Source organism: Fusibacter tunisiensis (assembly GCF_016908355.1).
In the GTDB taxonomy this organism is placed as follows: Bacteria; Bacillota; Clostridia; order Peptostreptococcales; family Acidaminobacteraceae; genus Fusibacter_D; species Fusibacter_D tunisiensis.
In genome coordinates this window covers 43,355-63,164 of record NZ_JAFBDT010000014.1, presented here as the reverse complement: position 1 = coordinate 63,164, position 19,810 = coordinate 43,355, and the positions used below count along the sequence as shown (strand labels likewise).

Here is a 19,810-nt window from a genome sequence, read left to right as displayed (position 1 = left end):
TCTTTCACCCATTGGGTGAAAGAATGGTTTTGGCTTAACGATTATAAATACTTGCTTAAAGGGTTATATGAGTAGATTGCACGTAGAATCTAGGTATACCTATTGTACAACAGTTCTAGGTTTTGGGCAAAAAAAAATAGGCACGCATATACGTGCCTCGAATTGACGATTTACACTTATAAAAAAGGGGGATAAATGTAAACTACCATGCAATTCAACTTTACCTGTCAACGAAATCAATACTAACAAAAGTCATTCAATCCGTCAATAGATGTGATTTTAACATTCTTTAATATCTTTTTAAATTAATTTAATTCTTCCGCCTTTTTAACTTTTTCTTGGTTTAATACTAATCTTTCCCCTCTATACTTAAGCTATAACCTAGACAAAAGGAGGTAATTATGAAATCTTTAAAAATCAAACCCAAAAAAACACACTGGATTCATATGGCAATTCCGACATTTTATCCAAACTTAATGGATTTCAATTTTTTTAGAAAATAATGGGATTGAAAATTCTATCCAAATTCTAACCATTCTTTGGTTCAGTGTTAAATTTAGTCCAGTATAGTGTACTTAAACAACAAATAAATTTAAGGAGGCAATATAATGTCAGTCAGTTTAGAAAAAATCGACATGCTCATGGAAAGAGCCAATATAAGTTACAAAGAGGCAAAAGAGGCCCTCGAAAGACACGACGGCGATATGGTTGAGGCGTTAATTGAACTTGAATCTACCCATAAAACAGCCCGTCCTAAAACCGGAAAATCTGTTAGAATTAACGTTCAATCTAAAAAATCTCATCAGAGAAGACCTGAAAATGATTTCTTTGACGAAGTTGGCAAATTCTTTGCAAAATTGCATAAAACAAGCTTCATCATTGGAAAGAAAGGCCATAAAGTATTAGATTTACCTCTAACCATTGCAGGCCTTATCATACTTTTCACAATGCCGATTTCCTTGTTCCTTCTCATTTTGCCATATCTCTTCGGTTATAAAATCATCTTATTAGATGCTGAAGGGAAGAAAGTTAAATTTGAAAATACATTTAATGACTTTAAAAACACACCTGAAGAAGAAACAAAAGAAGATGAAGATCGCATGGCATAAAACCAAACCCAAACTTTGGACATAATACCTCCAAAGTTTGGGTTTCTTTTGCAATCTCACATCTCTAGTGCTATATTATTACATATAATACATAAATTAAGGAGGCAGTTTATGCATACTATTCTAGTCATAGAAGACGATATTAAAATAGCACGTTTTATTGAATTAGAACTCCAACATGAAGGGTTTACGGTGCAAACAGCAAATGATGGCCGGACGGGACTTGACTTAGCGCTTGAAGGCAATTTTGATTTGGTAATTTTAGACATTATGCTCCCTGGTCTAAATGGTATGGAAGTGTGCAGAAGGGTACGTCTTAATTCAGACATACCAATTATCATGCTTACAGCCAAAGATGATACGATGGACAAAGTTATGGGATTGGACTTTGGAGCTGATGATTATATGACAAAACCATTTGCAATTGAAGAACTGTTGGCACGCATCCGTCGTGTTTTTAGAAAACCTACGCAAGCACCTCAAAGTCAAGCACATTTGTTTGTTTCAGGAAATCTAACCATTGACTACAATCAATATACTGCTTCTTATGATGGTCACCCCATAGAACTTACAAAAACGGAATTCGACCTCCTTCACTATCTGGCTGAAAATCGTAATATTGCATTGTCCAGAGAGCAGATCCTCGATAAAGTGTGGGGCTACGACTATTTTGGAGAAACAAAAATTGTAGACGTTTACATACGGTACTTAAGAAGTAAAATCGATGATTACTTCGATACCAAATTCATTCATACTGTTAGAGGGGTAGGGTATTTGTTTAAAGATGAAAATCATCAGTAAAGATTCGGTAGAAATTCAAAAAACGGTTCAGCGGGCGAAACCTCGGCATCGAACTTCAACAGAACCAAAATTATCAAAAAAATCAATTGTCATAACAGATGCAACCGACCCTATCGCAAAGCGAAAGGCTCATTTGCAACGCGAAAAATTACGGCGTGAAGTCATACGCAATAAAAAAAAGAAGCCACTTATAAAAGAAAAAAAGCCATTCATGGAAGGCCAATTGGATCAGTTCATGTCATTAATTCGGTTCAATATAACCTTTAAATTGACATTAGGCTATACATTCAGATTGGTGGGCATTATACTTTTTCTTTTTATTGGCGTTTATCTGGCCTTTTCATATTTTTTGTTTCACAACGCCCAATTACAGTTAAATGAAAACGCCAGTTTCATTGAAACTTATCTTTCAAATGAATCAGATCAGGAAACAGAACTCCTAAAGCAATACCTTGATAGTGAATCTGTTCATCTCTATCTTTTTGATGACTCAAAAACAATGACTTATGCGTCTTCTGGCCAATCAATAGACTACGCAACAGCTACCCAAACCACTGGCTATGATTTCAGGACTTTCCCAAGCTTTCAAAACTTGTTTACCTATGGTCTATATCAGAATGAAAATGCACAAACAGGATACTACACTTTAGAGAAGGAGATGACTTCTTATAAAAATGTAATTGAAGCAACTTTCCCAATTGGCATCGTACTCTGTATTGTCCTGATTCTATCTTCTATTATATCTGCTGGCAAAATGTCCAACAAACATCTCCGCCCTATTCACACCATGACTGAACAAGTAAAGGATATGTCTGCAAATAATTTAAGCACGAGACTTAACTTAGGTGGCACAAAAGATGAATTAAAAGACTTGGCACATACATTTAACAAAATGCTGGATGACATTCAAAAAAGTTACGAACGTGAAAAGCAGTTTGTATCCGACGCTTCCCATGAGTTGAGAACACCTATTGCAGTTATAAAAGGTTACGCTGGCATGCTTAACCGTTGGGGAAAAGATGACCCTGATATCCTTGAAGAGAGCATTCAAGCCATAATGGGAGAAACTGACAACATGCAGAGTTTGGTTGAAAGTCTACTCTTTATCGCTCGAAATGATAAAGGGACTTTAAAGATGGATTTGGAAACATTCAATCTATCCGATCTCCTACACGAAGTGGTTAAGGAGACGCGAATGATTGACTCTCAGCATAAAATTCAAGATCAAATTGAAGACGCGCTCATGGTCTATGGGTCACTGGATAAATTAAAGCAAGCCTTTCGAATATTTATAGACAACAGCATTAAGTACACCTTGGATGACGGTGAAATCAAAATTACTCTAAAATCTTCTGCCAGACATCACATTATTATTTTTGAAGATAACGGTATTGGAATTTCTGAAGAAGACCTCCCCCATGTATTTGATCGCTTTTATCGTGCAGATAAATCCAGAACAAAAATGAAAGCAAACCAGCACGGAGGTACTGGTTTGGGTTTGTCTATCGCTAAAATTATCATTGAACAACATGGTGGGCGTATACAAGTTGACAGCACCCTTAATATCGGAACACGTTTCTCCCTATTTATACCGAAAATTTTAGAAGAAGCTAGGGATTGATTGTTTCCTGTGGATACTGACCAATCTGGTATCCATGCATGTAACGCACCATAAAAAGCGGATATTCAGATTGACTTAACGCTTCATTGAGATTATAAATTTCAGTTTCTCCGGACTGATTCGTACAGTAAACCTGCTTGCCATCTTTGATTTCAAGCAGGTTTTTTAAGCCCGTCAGCCGACTGCCCTGTTCAGAATAAGGCACTACTAAAAAATCACACGTCACAGTCTCGCCAGTTTCCAGTGGTTCTGTAAGGCAACACCAAACATCACGACCATAAACCTTAGCATAATCATATACCTTCGTGTGATTCATGCGTTCGTGCATGACAACAACCGCATGCGTTTTGAGTTCTTTCGACAATCGATCCCAATCCATCTGGGCCATAGTGTCCACATACCCATTGAGGCCTTCTATTTCCAAATTTTCTGACCCTTTGCCAACATATTGAATCGTTACAGTATAACCATAGTGTTTAAAAAGGTTTGCCATTTTCAGGGTCAATGGCTCTAAGTCATACCCAATCATTAGAATATTGTTCATACACGCCTCACATTTCAAAAATTTTAGTCAAGTCCACTCGGTTGTTCCAGTTATTTACAATATAAAATCCTCTGTTTAGTTTATTATCTTCCAAATAGTCAATTGGGGCATCATTGAGTTTTCTTAATATGCCTCCCGACTCACTGACAATGCATTCCATTGCGCAGGTATCCCATTTCATAGACAATCCAAAATTATAATACACATCATAGGTCCCATCTGCAATCAAGCACCCTTTAATGGAACTGCCCATTTCTGTAACACTGGCAATCATCTCTGCATTTTCAGCCAGAAACAGCTGGGTTTTTTGGGACGGATGCGAACGGCTAATCAGCAAGCGATAAGGTTTTAAACGTTTAGATACCTGAATGCTCTCAATAGAGTTGTCTTTTAAAGACTTTTTATAAGCACCCTTTCCTTTGGAGGCGTAATAAAGAAGATCCCAATCTGGAATATAAATCACACCTACGACAACTTCTCCACCATCAACCAAGCCTATATTAATTGAAAATTCGCCATTTTTCTTTATAAACTCTTTTGTACCGTCCAACGGGTCCACAACCCAAAAACGTTTTTGTGTAAACCGGCTCTCATCATCTTCGCTTTCTTCAGAAAGAATCCCATCCTTAGGGAATGACGCTTGTAGTTTTTCCAATATAATGTGATTCGCCCCGATGTCCGCACTTGTTACCGGTGACTCATCTGACTTGTAGGACACTTCAAAGGATGCCATATATATTTTCATAATCTCTCTACCAGCAGTTTCAGCTGCTTCAATTGCACAATTCAATTCTTTTTCATACATAGGGTCAGCTCCTTTTAACGGGGTAAACCGCATTTGAATCCAAATAGTAAATATAGGCTTCTTTCACGGGTTTTTCCGTAAGAATTTCTAGCGCTTGCCTATAAAAGTCAATTTGGAATACATGTTTCTGTGAAAGCTCTTCTAAAGTTTGCGTCCCAACATAGTCTGTTTTGTAATCCACCAAAACAAGTCCATCAGCTTCTTCAAAATAGAGATCAATAACACCTTGAACCAATTGCCCATCTTGTACCATGACAAATGGCGTCTCTTTTTTCACCTGTAATCCACTTGCTATCCTTATACCCAATTTTGATTGAAGGAACGAGAGAATTTTATTTAAATCCAGTAATTTTAACGCTTCCTCTGACAGAATATCCAGTTGAGCAATTGCTTCTTTTAAAGATGACAGTGTATAGGCTTTAGAAAAATCAAGATGTTCGAGCACCTTATGCACAAGTGTCCCTTTTTCAGCCCCTGCAATTGGTTTATCTGCTTTTAAGAACTCTGGCATGTCAATAAGATCAGGTGGTTGAAAGGCTTGGTTCCGCTTCAAATCTGTAACAGATACTTTAAGGGGTTTAAATTGAGAATCAATACCATCCAATGTCAAGTTCAGTCTCTGAATCACATCTGGATTTGCCGCGTAATCCGATTCTATAATTTCTGCAAGTTTTTCTTGTCTAGATTCTGTTTCTACTTCTTCAGTTGTAACCTGCGAAATTAAATCTGGCTCATATAAAACATTGAGTTCAATTGCTTCCAATTGATATACCGTTGGCATGACCCAGTCCAAAAATGTCCCTGCTGAAGACAGCATATAAGCGTCAATTTCTCGATTCCACATACTGGCCTTGGCCCCATAGTCTTTCACCGTACCGAAAAGAATCAACCGGTCTACTGGCCTTGTAAGCCCAACATATAAGACGCGCATTTCTTCAGAAAGCGTCTCGCCTTTTACAACCTCTTTCATAACCATTTGTGGCAGCGTTTTGGATTTAATTCGCAGTTCAGGATTTACATACGCAAGCGCTGTTCCAAGATGTTTATGAGGAATCATATCCCCATATGTGTCCATAAAATTAAACTTTTTACCAAGTCCCCCAATGATTACCACTGGAAATTCCAATCCTTTTGACTTGTGGATGCTCATTAGTCGAACCACATCTTCTTCTTCACCAATATTGCTTGCCACACCCATATCCCCACTTGATTTTTCCATCTGTTCAATAAAACTTATAAAGTGGGCTAAAGTGTAGAGTCTTGAGTTTTTCAGTTCACTCGCACGGTCAACTAAAATTTTGAGATTGGCCTGCCTAGAACTACCGCCAGGCATCGCTGATGCATACGCATAAAATCCAGAGGCTTGCATGATACGCCAAATAAAATCATCCAAAGGCATATAAGCCGCTTCTTCACGCCACGTATTCAATTGGTCAATGAAATTTCTAAGCCTTGGATCCCTAAAAGACTCTTGATTTAAGCTGGCCAATAACCGATTGTAATAAAAATCACTGTCATGATTTACTTTAAGTTCTGTCAATTCTTCAATAGAAAGTCCCACAATAGGGGATCTAAGCACTGTTAAAAGCGCTAAATCTTGATAAGGGTTGTCAATTATCCTTAAGAGATCCATCATAATTTTAATTTCTAAGGTATCGAAATAACCAGTTTGGCTATCTGCATAAAACGGGATACCCTGTTCCAAAAACACGGACTCAAAAGCTGGAATCCAGCTTCTAGTGCTCCGAAGTAAAATTACAATGTCTTTATAAGTACACGGTTTCATCTCACCTGATTTCGGATGATAAACCGGTTTTCCAACAAGCCTTTTAATACGCGATGCTATGGCACGGGCTTCAATTTCATCTGTTTTCAAATCAGCCAAAACATCAGACCCTTCCTCTCCATCTCCCTGATCTTTTGAGATTACATTCATTTCAACATAAGGCGCACCTGATGGTTCAAATGGCATCAACCCATTTAATCGCGCATGTGTGTCATATGCGACATCGCCCATTTTTTCTGACATAATGCGTGAGAAAATACCATTTACCTGGTCTAAAATGTCTCGACGTGTCCTAAAATTGTTTTTAAGGTCAATTCGAAGGCCATTTTTTCCATCCCCTATATCTTTTGAATCCCCATAGACATCGTACAGATGGTATTTTTCCAAAAATAGCTCTGGATCGGCCATTCTAAACTTATAGATACTCTGCTTCACATCCCCTACCATAAACCGATTCCCATGCCTACAAATTCGATTAATGATGGTTTCTTGAATTGCACTTGCATCTTGATATTCATCTACAAAAATGTGGTTAAACTGGTCTCTGTAAAACGCACATACTGTTGAATCTTCTAAAATTTCTATGGCATAATGCTCTAAATCATTGAAATCCAGAAGATTTTTATCTAACTTCATTTGTAGAAATCGATTGGAAAAATCTTGAGTAAGTTTGGTCAAATACGACAGCCTATTGCTGAGTTCAGGCAATTCTTTCCAGTACTGGTCCATTGTTTTGTAATTGAAAATTGACTGTAACTTTGATAAAATTTGTCCTTTTAAAAATTTGGTCCGAATCACATCTTTAACCTCGGCCACAAGTGCTTGATCATAAAGGTCTTTTTCATCTTTCTTGAGTGTCGCTATTCGATCGAGTGACACGTTTGAAAGCCTTGATTCAAATGCTTCCAACCCTTCATGCGCACTCTTTTCCAAATTTTCAAACACAAGTCTATCCGACTGAAGTGTTTTTATATAAGGCTCAGGACCACCTGGCATCTGACACAATTCAATGCCTCTATCAATTAACGAAAGGCCACCAGATACAAGGGCCCTAACCTGTTCAATTAAAATACTTTCCCATTTTTTTCGAAGTGGATGGTCCGGCAACGCATAAGGGTCATGTTGGGATGACAACCACTCAGAAGGATAGGGTTGGCTCATTGAAAAAACATAGAGTTGTTTGATCATTTCCCTCAACTTATAATCATCTCTGTTTCCCGTATAAGATTCAACAAGTTCCACAAATCCCAAATCTTGGTCTTTATAAGCCGCTTCCAACGTCTCATCCAGTGCTTCTTCCATCAATATCAATCGCTCTGAATCCCGGATTAACTTGAAATTTGGGTCTAAATCCGCTTTCAAAAAATGTGTCCGAATCACATCTAAACAAAAAGCATGAAAGGTCTTAATCTGTGCGCGATTTAACTTTTTGATTTGTTGGTTCAAAAGAGATCCCCGCTCTGGGTAAGCTTCTATAGCACTTGAAAGCGCTGATTCTATACGGCTTCTCATTTCACCTGCAGCGGCATTTGTATACGTTACAACAAGCATTCGATCTACATCAGATAAACCTTCAACAATCATTCGCGTTATGCGTTCAACCAAAACAGCTGTTTTACCAGACCCAGCTGCCGCAGATACAAGCAAATTCACATTACGTATTTCAATAGCTGCCAATTGTTCATTTGTCCATTTAGTCATCTTGTCCTCCTGCCTTGATACACGCAATTGCTTCTTCATCCGATAATTTCGTCAGGCTCCGATATTGATTGCCGAAAAATTTGGGGTCAAATTGGCACAAGGCCTTGTACTGGCAGTAATCACAGCTGGCTCTCCCAGCTACTTTTGCAGGACTAACAGAAATTTCTCCTTGTGTTATGGCATTCCCTATGGTCTTCATTTTATTGGTAACCCAACTTGTGATACTCTGAAAATCTTCTTGCGTTAGGGCGCCTGATGATTTGGATAGTGTTCCGTCCTTTTTAACTTTAACAGAGACCACGCTGCTTTGAGACTTGCTTTCAAAATCAGAGTCAAACGCTTTAATGATTTCCATATCATTTAATATAAGCCCATCCAATTTCAAATGGTTATAAATATCTGCTTCAATTGCTTCTCGATCGTTCAAAACTTTTTCAATTATAGGATCATCAATTTTAAAATAGAAAGCCCCAGCTGGAATTAACTCTTTGACTTTAAAATAATCCGGATGTTCAAGGCATGCATTTAGATACACCATCAATTGCATTTGAAGGCCGTGATAAACATCTGATAAAGACATTTCCTTCATCCCTGATTTATAATCAATAATCTTTACATAATGCTTACCATCGCGTTCAAGCAAATCGATGCGGTCAATTACGCCACGTACAAAAAGTTTGCGATCCCCTTCCAAAGGAATAACGATCGGCGGTACACCAGCTGGCCCATCCGAGAAAATCAATTCAAAGGCCTGTGTTTTAAACAATCCAACTTCTAAATGATGAGACAAAGTATCCACAGATCGTTTTGCCACACGTTTTAATTTCCGAATCATATATAGGTATTGGTATTTAGAATCAAACAACTCCTTGTCAAGGCTTGTTTCTAAAATAGCATCCAGAACTTGATTTTTTTCATCTAAACTTAAATCTGACCAGTTCATTTGCGAGGTGAACATCCATTTTCCAAATGCTTCTAAGATTGCATGGAGCAAAATCCCCATATCTGGATATTTCAACTCATAAACATTAGGAATATAAGGTTTTAACCCAGTCGAAACAAAATATTTAAAAGGACAATTAACGAACTCTTCCAATCTTGAAACACTTGTTTTTACAGGATTATCATAAATTTTAGACACCAAATTCCAAGACAATCGCTCCACCGAGTTGTCATAAAATAAAGCTGAAGTCAATTGTTTGACTTTTAATGGCGAGTCAATTGCAAACCATTTTAAGACACTAAACCATGCCACGTGCATTGGCATACCGTCCAAAAACCGTCTTAGTTCCACGGCCAAGTGATCCCACGTAGGCGTTGGCAACGTAATGGTGCTAGGAATCACATTAGGGTCCATATTCTCAACAATACCTTCTTCAGAATACCAAAGGTCTACACATACCTTTCGCCCTTTAGAAATCAAATATGAAGGGCGTAATGCACGGCCTTCTGAATCAGATTTTGCATAATACAAGTATAGCCTTTCTGCTGGACGTGTAATTGCAACATATATGTTAAAAGTTTCTTTATTGATAAACATGTTACTGTCCGATAAAATTCGAATTTGCCCTTGGTTTAAAACGTCTTTTTCCATTTCCGATATTAATTGGTGTGGACTACCTGCCTCAGGTAAAATGCCATCATTGACCCCTAAAACAAATAAGACCTTTATATCATGAGCTCTTGATCGGTCAAGACTTCCAACAAGGATTCGATTTTCATTAAGGGGCAAAACCCCTACTTCCATATTTTCAAAGCCCGCTTCCATTAATTGGCCCAAATCTTTTACCGTCAATATTTCAGAATCCATTACTGCCACCATTTGATCGAACAAAGAAAGCGTTTTATTCCAAATTTGAGAGAAAATTTGTGCTTCTTCAAAATTTTGATTTTCTATAAAATAATCTATATTTTCCTGAATCTTAAGATACAAATCATTTTGCACAATAAACCCATACAAAATCTCCACATATGCTTTAGTTGTCATTTGTTTCAAGTTAGAAATGGCTTCTAATAAGCCCCATAATGACTTCCGTATGGCCTCTAAAGCGTCCATGTCCAACCCGCGGTCAGATTCTCTGCTAAATGGTCGCTTTAAATGATAGGGCTTAATTGCCTTTGACTTTACATAAAGTTCAAACAAATGCACTTGATCCGAGCTGAACGGTAAGTAACCTGTTTTTAGGAGTTGAATCACATGTGCCATCTGGGTCGGTTCGCTGATTATCCGAACAGTTGCCAGAACAAATCTAACAAATGGATTGGCAAGAACACTGTGTTTCACATCCATAAAAAAAGGCAAACCGTATTGATTAAACACACGCCTGATGGCAGAATCATACTCTGAAATACCATTGGTTACCACAGCAATATCCCGCCAACGCATGCCCTCATCCCGAACCAATTTTATAATTTCAATGGCACAGGTTTCAATTTCAGATGCTCTACTGTTTGCAGCATGCATCCGAATGTCACCCTCACTTTTGGTAAAAGTGGCATATGGATAGTTGAGCAAATGATCTGAAAACATGGAAATTGAAGCACTCAAATAGGATTCTGTCAAATGTATCTGCTCAAACATGTCCTCACCGAGTTGTTCTTTTGTAGCTTTCTTAATCCGGTCTACCATCACCTTTGTATGGTCAAATTGGTCACTTTCATCCCATGTTGCGGTTAGTGTGACATCATTGGCGCAAAGCATCAATTTTTCCAAAATGGCATATTCCTGCATTGAAAAACTATCAAATCCATCCACCCAAATATTGGCCTCTCGAATCAAATTGGATGTTTCTGCTTTTTCAATAAACAAATCATAATACGCTTCATCATCAAAAAAAAGAGTCTCCTTCTCTTTCCAATACGCTGAATAAACCCGATGTATATCTTTCATTTTCATACGCAACACATCATGACTTGAAAGTTCATTCTCTAAGTCTTCTAAAATTTCTGGTGTAATGCCTGTTTGACGCAACTCCTGAATCAAGGCATTAAACTTTTGAAGAAAACCCGGTTTCTGATAGGCTTTTCCATAGTAAACCAGTTCTGATTCCATGCTGCGAAACAACTTTCGCAAAAGGAGCATACGGCCCATGTCTCCTATTAACACTTTCTCGTCCAAATCTATAACCTTTTGACAAAGACGTTTAAAACTCAAGATTTCAATGCCAATAAACCCGTTGGAAGCTGTATGCTCTATATATTTCTTTTCCGCTTCAAGTGTGAACTGTTCCGGCACAATCATAATAACAGCGTTTTTTTTATCTGTATTCTGTAAAGTCTGGATTTCTTCAAAAACACGGGTTGTCTTTCCAGTTTTTGCTTTACCAGTTATAAGCCTAATCATACAAACCTCCATCTGTCCATTGTAGATGCTTTATTTTATCATTTTGGTATTGCCCTTTCAAGAATGTCACAGATTCGACTATTTATTATAAAATATTTATTTATTAACCCTTGAGGTGTATAATCATAGCATCACATCAAGGAGGCTTTATGAAAAACATTCAAAAAATACTGATTCTAATTTTAGGCATTTCACTATCCCTCAGCTTATTTCTTTTGATATTTGAAAGCTATGCGTTCAACGAACACTATTTTGCTGAAAACTTTTTAGACCTTAACGTAGCGGAGCAAATAGGCGTTTCTGAAGAAGATCTCCTTAACGTTACACATGAACTGGTGACCCACATAGACACTGGAGAAGGCAACCTCTATGTTTCTGCTGAAGTTCATGGACGGCGGGTCATCTTTTTCAATCACAAAGAACGCGTTCACCTAAACGATATTTTTATTCTTGCTGAATCTGGGCGACAATTTTTGTTCTACATCCAAGTGGTTACAATTGTTTCCATACTTGGTTTGTTTTTCACCTCAGGCGGCAGAATGAAGCCTTTCCTAAGTGTTTTAGGAACGACCCTCATCACAAGTTTGCTTTTTCTAGGATCACTTGTTGTGCTGTATTTTGTTGATTTTACCAAAGCTTTCCATCAATTTCATGAGCTGTTCTTTTCTAACGATTATTGGCTCTTAGATCCTTCTAAAGATAGACTCATCCAGATGATGCCACTTCAGTTTTTTATCAATTTTACAAGCCAGTGGTTACGCAACACAGCACTTGCACATCTGGCAATTTTAATACTCTATGTCATTGGGAAAAAACACATAAAAAAACCGTCAGCAGAGGCATAACACCTTTGCTGGCGGTTTTGGATTTTAAGGTAACCCTTTCCCTGAATCTGTCAATTCTATTAATTCAACTGGAAATAAGTCGAAAATCCGCTGCGTCTTTAAATAGGGCTCATCAAACCGTATAACCCATGCTTTAATTAACATAAGAACTGTTGAAAATGGAATTTTGCGATTTTGATAAAGGGCCAGTTGGTCCAGAAAAAAGGCCTTTTCATGATCCGAAAGGTCTTTTTTAAAATAACCAAACAAATGCAAGAGCATATTCGTATTTTTACCATGTGAAGGCGCTGCGTTATAAATAAAAGGCAGTAATGCCCCATATTGGCTCAGTACGTCTTCTAAAGATAAATGGTCGTGATTGGCCAAAACGCGCCCCATCTCTGTAAGCGTTTTTTGTTGATAAGCCATGAACAAATACTTGTGTCTTGTATGAAATTCTACCAACGCTTTAAGCTTACCGGTTGATTTAACCCGATCAGACACTTCCCTAAATTCAGCTTGAATAAAAATCGACATTAAAAATTGTTCTCTAATATTATAATGCTTCAATCTGCCATCATCTTCAACGGGTATCCCTTTAAATTTTTCAGAAACCACTCTGCCAAAATAGCCTTCAGTCTTGCCGGGATTTGCCCCCATTTTTCCAACACCAGGATATGTTTTCGCGTCTTTCAACCCACATGTAGGTGATTTACACTTCATTATAACACCATCAATGGGGGTCTTCAGCGACTTGAAAAAAGTATCTATAAAGGCATCCATTTCTTCCGTGTGATCTGTGCCTGAATAGGATTCAACAAAGCGAATAGAATCCCCTATTTGGATCAAACGCACAGCTTCTCTAGGAATTGGCAGTCCAATACCAACCTCTGGACAAACCTCAATAAAATCCACATACTCAACTAACTTTTCAATTAATGTGCTGGGAACAACACTGCCGTCATAACGGCATTTATTAAATTCCAAGCATGCACTTATCAAAATTTTGGGTCTGGCCAAATCATTTTGCATATTCTCTCACTTTGAATCCTTTTTCTTCTAACCTTTTTACAATTCGATCTGGATCTTTAGTGTCCAGACGTATAGATATCTCTTGAAGCCCCATGACTTCAGTATCTATCAATGCAATATTTTTGATATTGCCATCATTTTTAGAAATAATCTCAGCAATCCGGCTAAGGACACCCTTAAAGTCATCTGTATAAATTGAAATCTTTGTGCGTTTTAAACCGTAAATTTTTGTAATAACGCCAAACAATGCTTTTTGAGTTACAATCCCCATAAACTGATCATTTGCGTCCACAACTGGAATAAAGCGTACATTTTTATTAAAGAAAATATCTGCTGCTTCTTCCACCATCAAGTCTGGTGTAACCGGTTCTACACGGTTATGAATAAAGGTTATAACTGGACGCGACAAAAACTCTTCCATGCTTGGGTGGTCTTCTTTAAAAAAAGTGTCATAAATAAATTGTTTGGATAAAAAGCCTACAAATTTCTTCCCATCCGCAACAGGTAATGACAAAAATCCATTTTGGTCTATTAATTCTACTGCCTCTTTTGCTGTGTCCGTAGGTTTTAAAACTGTCAGTTCCTTAACAGGAACCATAATTGCTCTTACTTTCATATAGTGCTCCTTTCAAAGTAAATTATTTGTCACTCCATATATATCCAAAAACAATAACAACACAACAAAAAAGGTTATCTTTTTTAATATTAGCACTCTTTTCGGTCGAGTGCTAATTGACGCTTGACTTTTTGATGCCCCAACAGTATCATAATTTTATAGAAAATAATGAGGAGTGAGTAAATATGAATCAACAAAAAGGTAACTTGTCAATTCACAGTGAAAATATTTTTCCAATCATTAAAAAATGGCTGTATTCAGACCATGATATCTTTGTTAGAGAACTGGTCTCCAACGCCAGTGATGCAATTACCAAACTTAAAAAGCTTTCAACAATGAAAGAAGTGGCGTTGGATTCAGAAGAATCCTTTAAAATCGAAGTGCGTTTAAATGAAGCAGACAAAACCATTGTGTTTTCTGACAATGGTATTGGCATGACAGATGAAGAGATTAAAAAGTATATCAACCAAATCGCATTTTCCGGTGCTGAAGACTTCTTGAACACCTACAAAGATAAATCCGATAAAGATCAAATCATCGGTCATTTTGGGCTCGGCTTTTATTCTGCGTTTATGGTTGCTGAAAAAGTGGAAATACACACAAAATCCTATTTGCCAAACACTGATCCAGTTCTTTGGACATGCGATGGTGGGACAACATTTGAAATGGAAACGGGATCGCGAGAACATCGCGGAACTGACATTACCCTTTTCATTGGGGATGAAGGCAAATCATTTTTAAACGCATACACCTTACGTCAGACCTTGGATAAATATTGCTCTTTTATGCCTTACGAGATTTATTTAACAGTTGAAGGCGAAGAAGCAAAAGAAGACGCCGAACCCCAAGAAGCAAAACCACTCAACACAACGACACCCCTATATATGAAAATGCCTTCAGAATGTACAGATGAAGACTACAAAGATTTTTATCAAGCAACATTTAAGGATTTCAAAGAACCTCTTTTTTGGATCCACCTAAACATGGATTATCCATTTAACCTTAAAGGCATTCTTTATTTCCCAAAATTAAATACAGAATTTGATACCATTGAAGGACAAATCAAATTGTATAATTCACAAGTTTTTGTTGCCGACAACATTAAAGAAGTTATTCCAGAATTTCTTCTACTGTTAAAAGGGGTCATTGATTGTCCTGACCTTCCCCTCAATGTCTCACGTAGTTTTCTTCAAAACGATGGTTTTGTCCGAAAGATATCCACCTACATCAGCAAAAAGGTAGCGGATAAACTCAACGGTTTGTTTAAAACCGAACGTGAAAGCTACGAAGGTTTTTGGGAAGACATCAATCCATTTATAAAGTTTGGAACCCTTAAAGATGAGAAATTCTTTGAGAATGTGGAAAAATCAATTTTATTCAAAACCATTCAAGACCAATATGTTACCCTTGATGAATATCTAGCTGAGGCCCTTGACAAGCACGAAAACAAAGTGTTTTACGTTACAGATCATATTCAACAAGCCCAATACATCAATCTTTTTGAGGCACATGATCTAAATGCAGTCCTTTTAGAACATACAATCGATGCACCTTTTATTTCCATGTTGGAATCAAAAAAAGAAAATCTTTCGTTTGCAAGAGTTGACTCAGATCTTAATGAATTCTTTAAAGAAGCAGGCGACGCAGAATCAGACGCAGAAAAAACAAAAAATGAGGAAAAACTTCAAACGCTTTTTAGGGATGTTTTAGAAAACGAAAAACTGGAAGTTAAACTTGAGAGAATGAAAAACAACGATTTATCAAGTATGATTATACTTTCAGAAGAGTCCCGTAGAATGCAAGATATGATGCGGATGTATGGCAGTGCTGGACTTGATCCCAAAATGTTTGAAACCAATGGGACGCTTATTTTAAATGCCAACCATGTATTGGTCTCCAATTTAATTACAAATGAGACATTGGAGTCATCAACTCGGGATATGATTTGCGCACACCTTTACGATTTAGCAATGCTCAGTCACACACAACTCTCTCCAGAGGCAATGACGCGATTTGTAAGTAGGAGCAACCTGCTATTGACGCGGTTAATTTCATGAAACTTATATTCCAATTTGGAATATTAATGGGGATCTGGATCACGGGCGAGGTCATAAGCCACGTGATTAGACCCCTTCTCTCTATTCCAGGGCCTATATCCGGTATGCTTTTACTCTTCCTTCTTCTCACTTTAGGCATCTTAAAGGAGGAACAAATAAAAGATATTGCCGATTTTTTACTCTCTAACATCGCCTTCTTTTTCGTTCCAGCAAGCGTTGGCATTATGGCACTTTCAAACTTAGACGCTGCCACCCTCCCCCTTATGATTGTAATTGCGCTTGTGTCAACTGGTATAACACTCGTTGTAACCATTACAGTTACAAACTTGCTCACACGTAAAAGGAGGGAAAATGGCTGATATTATTCTAACCACACCTGCATTTGGAATTGTGCTTACAATCCTAGCCTATCAATTTGGGCTATGGGTTAGACGCAAAACCAATTCTGACCTTGCAAATCCATTATTAGTGGCTTTAATTTCAATTATAACCCTACTCGTTGTTACTGGAATTCCTTATGAATCGTATAAATTAGGCGGTGATGGCATTCATTTTTTCTTAAGCCCACTTACCGTCGCACTAGGGATTATGCTTTATCGCCAACGCAACTTAATTTTCAAACATTTTCTAAGCTTAATCATTGGAATCACTTCCGGTGTGTTGGCATCTTTTGGATCTATTTTAATCATGGGGCATTTTTTCAATTTATCAGAAGACATCTTGTTGTCAATGCTTCCTAAGTCCATTACCACGCCAATGGCCTTGGCGTTGACAGACATTATCGGTGGCATTCCTTCGATAACTGTCATTATGGTCATTATTACAGGAATTGGTGGGGCTTTTATGGCACCATTGGTTTTAAAAGTTTTACGCATCAACAACCCCATCGCAGTTGGAACTGGCATAGGAACTGCCGCACACGCAGTAGGTACTTCAAAAGCCCTTGAAATAGGCGAAAAAGAAGGGGCACTCAGCAGTGCTGCAATAGGCCTTGCTGGCCTTATAACAGTTCTGCTAATCCCCTTCCTGATTTCATTTTTTTAAGTTAACCGATCCAACAAAGTATCGATATCCGCTGGTTTTCTATCAATTGAAACCAGCGGTTTTTTCATATGCGGTATCCGTGATAAAAAATCTGGTTTTGGATTCGAATAAATAATCCCAATCGGTATTCCCGCGTCACCATACTTTAACGCCATCTCATAAGCTGCGTTCTCATCTGTAGGGTCATAAGACGTATCTAATTCGTAAACGCGGTCCTTATACCATTTAAAAGTATTGATTTTATTAAACGAAATACAAGGTTGAAGCACATCAATCAAGGCATACCCCTTATGCGCCATAGCCGCTTTTATCATTGCCTTTAAGTGTGGTAAATTTCCAGAAAAACTACGGGCGACAAAAGAACACTTAAGCGCTACAGCCATAGCCACTGGATTTAAAGCATCTGACCGCATGCCCTCTACCTGAAGTCTTGTCTTTTGACCCAGCGGGGTAGTTGGCGATCCCTGTCCTTTTGTTAAACCATATACTTGATTGTTATGCACAATGTGAACCAGGTCCAAATTGCGCCGAACATTGTGCAAGAAATGATTTCCCCCTTCACCATAAGTGTCACCGTCGCCCGAATTGACAATTACTTTAAGGGCAGAATTGGCTACATGAGCCCCTAAGGCAGCTGGCAATGCACGTCCATGAAGGGTGTTAAATCCGTTTGCATTTATATAGTGCGGCAATTTGGCTGCTTGTCCAATTCCAGATACCATCAAAACGTCTTGAGGTTTTATTCCCATTTCAAACAAGCTCTGATTTAAGGCCTCTAAAATGCCAAAATTACCACACCCTGGACACCAAGTTGTGCCTTTTTCCGAAACAAAAGGATTTTCATTTATTTCAATTTGATTCAAAAGGATCCCTCCTCATAAGCTTCCACAATCCACTGACCTGTAAATGGCCTGCCATCATATCGGTTAATGGTGCCGTCATAAGCAACACCAGTCTCAAGTCTTAACAATTTTCCAAATTGATTGAAAGCATTCCCCTCAACATTTATCACCTTAATATTGGGTTTTATATAGGGTTTCATACAGGCTTCATTTAAAGGATAGACATCCGTAAAAGCAAGCAAAGCTATCCTGTGCCCCTTTGCATTTAAAAGATCAACAGCCTCTCTTAAAGCACCATAGGTAGATCCCCAGCAAACAAACAGGGTTTCGTAAGCACTGTCTCCATAAAATAGAGGGGGTTTTGCTTGTCTTCTAAGCGCTTCCATCTTTTTGATGAATTTATGTTTTAAGGCCACTGTATCTTCACTGGTTTCTGAAACACGGCCATGACTTGTGTGTATGTGTGAATCTGTCATAATTAAAGACTGAGTTAACCCTGGTATTCGGCGTCTACCCTCTATCTGATTGAAGTCATATCTTTCATAGACCTCCGTATCTTTCGTATCCAAATACCGATTAACCTCAAGTGTTGATGTATCAAAGCGATCAATCCCTTTTACTGTGTCCGCTAGGAGTTGATCTGTCAAAAGAATAACTGGAATTTGATATTGGTCTGCAACATTAAAAGCTCTAAAAGAAGTTTCAAAAGCATCTTCAACATCAATCGGCGCCATAACCGCCCTAGCAAACTCACCTTGAGAGGCATTGACTACAAATGATAAATCTGCTTGTTCCGTACGTGTCGGGAGACCTGTTGCAGGACCGGGCCTTTGTACATTGCACATCACCAATGGGACTTCGGCAACTGCAGCAAATCCCAAGGCTTCCACCATTAATGAAAAGCCACCACCTGAAGTCCCTGTCATAGCCCTAACCCCACACGTTGACGCGCCAATCGCCGCCATTGCCGCAGCAATTTCATCTTCAACTTGTTCAACAACAATGCCAAGAGTCTTTTCCTGACTTGAGAGATAGTTCATAATCCCAGTTGAAGGTGCCATTGGATAGGCAGCATAAAAACCCAAACCTGCAGCCAAAGCACCCAGTGCAGTGGCTTGATTGCCACTCACCAATATCCGGTCTTCCGTCCGTTTATAGTCATAAACACCATCCGCTGCATCATAGCCAAATTCCAGCAACTGAGCATTTTCTTTTTGAACAGACGCATCCCATGTGGCATGTGTAATGCCTTGAAGCTGGCCCTTCGATAGGCCAAAGTACTTAAGAATCCAACCGACAGCATACATTCCAATGCCCATTTTGATTTTGGATATTTCTTTCAGTTGTTTTTCTGAAACCCAGATGACGCGACCAGAAAATGCACATACCTCTTTGAAAACATCCAAACCTAAAAGGATACCATCTTGTTTAAGTAAAGTACCAGCCTCTTTTACAGCATCTGAATTAAGCGCAACCAATAAATCAACCTTATCTTCCACAGCAAATACTGTGTCGTCAGAAAGGGTAATTAGGGCATAATTAAAGCCCCCCCTTACTCTAGACATGTAATTTTTATAAGAGATCAAAGCATAACCTTGACGTTTAAGGTTCTTTTCAAGAAAGCTTTGGACCGTGTTGATGCCCTCGCCTGCCGCACCCGCTATACCAATTGTTTTTCGCATAAG

15 protein-coding genes are annotated in these 19,810 nt (G+C 38.3%); 7 read left to right on the top strand and 8 right to left on the bottom strand.

Features of this window, described 5'->3' with window-relative positions:
- Positions 1-608: 608 nt before the first annotated feature.
- The 3 genes from JOC49_RS08960 to JOC49_RS08950 all read left to right on the top strand — a co-directional run bounded on the left by JOC49_RS08960 (position 609) and on the right by JOC49_RS08950 (position 3,531).
- A complete protein-coding gene (locus JOC49_RS08960; protein ID WP_204664499.1) occupies positions 609-1,109 on the top strand; it encodes a hypothetical protein in 501 nt (166 codons plus the stop codon).
- Between the two features lie 111 nt (positions 1,110-1,220).
- Positions 1,221-1,910, top strand: a complete 690-nt coding sequence (locus JOC49_RS08955; RefSeq protein WP_204664497.1) for a response regulator transcription factor — start codon at positions 1,221-1,223, stop codon at positions 1,908-1,910.
- On the top strand, positions 1,894-3,531 hold the full coding sequence (locus JOC49_RS08950) for a sensor histidine kinase (RefSeq protein WP_204664495.1): 1,638 nt from the start codon (positions 1,894-1,896) through the stop codon (positions 3,529-3,531). Before JOC49_RS08955 ends, JOC49_RS08950 begins: the two co-directional genes overlap by 17 nt.
- Here JOC49_RS08950 and JOC49_RS08945 read toward each other — a convergent pair.
- From JOC49_RS08945 to JOC49_RS08930, 4 genes are read right to left on the bottom strand one after another with little or no spacing between them, the layout of a single operon-like run.
- Positions 3,521-4,075 carry a hypothetical protein gene (locus tag JOC49_RS08945; protein WP_204664493.1) on the bottom strand — a complete coding sequence of 185 codons (555 nt, stop codon included), beginning with the start codon at positions 4,073-4,075 and terminating at the stop codon, positions 3,521-3,523. The genes JOC49_RS08950 and JOC49_RS08945 overlap by 11 nt on opposite strands.
- 7 nt (positions 4,076-4,082) lie before the next feature.
- On the bottom strand, positions 4,083-4,880 hold the full coding sequence (gene cysQ, locus JOC49_RS08940; RefSeq protein WP_204664491.1) for a 3'(2'),5'-bisphosphate nucleotidase CysQ: 798 nt from the start codon (positions 4,878-4,880) through the stop codon (positions 4,083-4,085).
- A 4-nt stretch (positions 4,881-4,884) separates the two neighbouring features.
- Positions 4,885-8,367, bottom strand: coding sequence for a helicase-exonuclease AddAB subunit AddA (addA, locus tag JOC49_RS08935; protein ID WP_204664489.1), 3,483 nt, complete (start codon positions 8,365-8,367; stop codon positions 4,885-4,887).
- Positions 8,360-11,710, bottom strand: a complete 3,351-nt coding sequence (locus JOC49_RS08930) for a PD-(D/E)XK nuclease family protein (protein ID WP_204664487.1) — start codon at positions 11,708-11,710, stop codon at positions 8,360-8,362. Before JOC49_RS08930 ends, addA begins: the two co-directional genes overlap by 8 nt.
- A 149-nt stretch (positions 11,711-11,859) precedes the next feature.
- Here JOC49_RS08930 and JOC49_RS08925 point away from each other — a divergent pair, with 149 nt between their 5' ends.
- A complete protein-coding gene (locus JOC49_RS08925; RefSeq protein WP_204664485.1) occupies positions 11,860-12,555 on the top strand; it encodes a TIGR01906 family membrane protein in 696 nt (231 codons plus the stop codon).
- 24 nt (positions 12,556-12,579) lie between these two features.
- Here JOC49_RS08925 and JOC49_RS08920 read toward each other — a convergent pair whose 3' ends face one another.
- The gene (locus JOC49_RS08920) at positions 12,580-13,566 is read right to left on the bottom strand and encodes a YbgA family protein (RefSeq protein ID WP_279381206.1); all 987 of its coding nucleotides are present in this window, start codon (positions 13,564-13,566) and stop codon (positions 12,580-12,582) included.
- Positions 13,556-14,182: a CBS domain-containing protein gene (locus JOC49_RS08915; protein WP_204664481.1), complete on the bottom strand. Its 627-nt coding sequence runs from the start codon at positions 14,180-14,182 to the stop codon at positions 13,556-13,558. Before JOC49_RS08915 ends, JOC49_RS08920 begins: the two co-directional genes overlap by 11 nt.
- A 185-nt stretch (positions 14,183-14,367) precedes the next feature.
- Between JOC49_RS08915 and htpG the strand changes: the two genes are divergently transcribed.
- The 3 genes from htpG to JOC49_RS08900 are packed head-to-tail and all read left to right on the top strand — an operon-like array spanning position 14,368 to position 17,283.
- Complete coding sequence (htpG, locus tag JOC49_RS08910) at positions 14,368-16,239, top strand: molecular chaperone HtpG (protein ID WP_204664479.1); 1,872 nt, start codon at positions 14,368-14,370, stop codon at positions 16,237-16,239.
- Complete coding sequence (locus tag JOC49_RS08905; RefSeq protein ID WP_204664477.1) at positions 16,236-16,598, top strand: CidA/LrgA family protein; 363 nt, start codon at positions 16,236-16,238, stop codon at positions 16,596-16,598. The genes htpG and JOC49_RS08905 overlap by 4 nt, the downstream gene beginning before the upstream one ends.
- On the top strand, positions 16,591-17,283 hold the full coding sequence (locus tag JOC49_RS08900) for an LrgB family protein (RefSeq protein WP_204664475.1): 693 nt from the start codon (positions 16,591-16,593) through the stop codon (positions 17,281-17,283). Before JOC49_RS08905 ends, JOC49_RS08900 begins: the two co-directional genes overlap by 8 nt.
- On the opposite strand, the gene JOC49_RS08895 is transcribed toward JOC49_RS08900, so the two are convergent.
- Together JOC49_RS08895 and JOC49_RS08890 are read right to left on the bottom strand one after the other, a co-directional pair.
- The gene (locus JOC49_RS08895) at positions 17,280-18,146 is read right to left on the bottom strand and encodes a thiamine pyrophosphate-dependent enzyme (RefSeq protein ID WP_207754713.1); all 867 of its coding nucleotides are present in this window, start codon (positions 18,144-18,146) and stop codon (positions 17,280-17,282) included. The two genes, JOC49_RS08900 and JOC49_RS08895, sit on opposite strands and share 4 nt — an antisense overlap.
- Complete coding sequence (locus JOC49_RS08890) at positions 18,143-19,807, bottom strand: 2-oxoacid:acceptor oxidoreductase subunit alpha (RefSeq protein ID WP_204664473.1); 1,665 nt, start codon at positions 19,805-19,807, stop codon at positions 18,143-18,145. Before JOC49_RS08890 ends, JOC49_RS08895 begins: the two co-directional genes overlap by 4 nt.
- Between the last annotated feature and the right edge of the window lie 3 nt (positions 19,808-19,810).

Bases quoted from the DNA above. Each gene is read 5' to 3' on its own strand.
- JOC49_RS08905 (WP_204664477.1), top strand. From the start codon at position 16,236: ATGAAACTTATATTCCAATTTGGAATATTAATGGGGATCTGGATCACG.
- JOC49_RS08925 (WP_204664485.1), top strand. From the start codon at position 11,860: ATGAAAAACATTCAAAAAATACTGATTCTAATTTTAGGCATTTCACTA.
- JOC49_RS08955 (WP_204664497.1), top strand. From the start codon at position 1,221: ATGCATACTATTCTAGTCATAGAAGACGATATTAAAATAGCACGTTTT.
- addA (WP_204664489.1), bottom strand. From the start codon at position 8,367: ATGACTAAATGGACAAATGAACAATTGGCAGCTATTGAAATACGTAAT.
- JOC49_RS08915 (WP_204664481.1), bottom strand. From the start codon at position 14,182: ATGAAAGTAAGAGCAATTATGGTTCCTGTTAAGGAACTGACAGTTTTA.
- JOC49_RS08960 (WP_204664499.1), top strand. From the start codon at position 609: ATGTCAGTCAGTTTAGAAAAAATCGACATGCTCATGGAAAGAGCCAAT.
- JOC49_RS08900 (WP_204664475.1), top strand. From the start codon at position 16,591: ATGGCTGATATTATTCTAACCACACCTGCATTTGGAATTGTGCTTACA.
- JOC49_RS08920 (WP_279381206.1), bottom strand. From the start codon at position 13,566: ATGCAAAATGATTTGGCCAGACCCAAAATTTTGATAAGTGCATGCTTG.
- JOC49_RS08945 (WP_204664493.1), bottom strand. From the start codon at position 4,075: ATGAACAATATTCTAATGATTGGGTATGACTTAGAGCCATTGACCCTG.
- JOC49_RS08950 (WP_204664495.1), top strand. From the start codon at position 1,894: ATGAAAATCATCAGTAAAGATTCGGTAGAAATTCAAAAAACGGTTCAG.
- cysQ (WP_204664491.1), bottom strand. From the start codon at position 4,880: ATGTATGAAAAAGAATTGAATTGTGCAATTGAAGCAGCTGAAACTGCT.
- JOC49_RS08890 (WP_204664473.1), bottom strand. From the start codon at position 19,807: ATGCGAAAAACAATTGGTATAGCGGGTGCGGCAGGCGAGGGCATCAAC.
- JOC49_RS08930 (WP_204664487.1), bottom strand. From the start codon at position 11,710: ATGATTAGGCTTATAACTGGTAAAGCAAAAACTGGAAAGACAACCCGT.
- htpG (WP_204664479.1), top strand. From the start codon at position 14,368: ATGAATCAACAAAAAGGTAACTTGTCAATTCACAGTGAAAATATTTTT.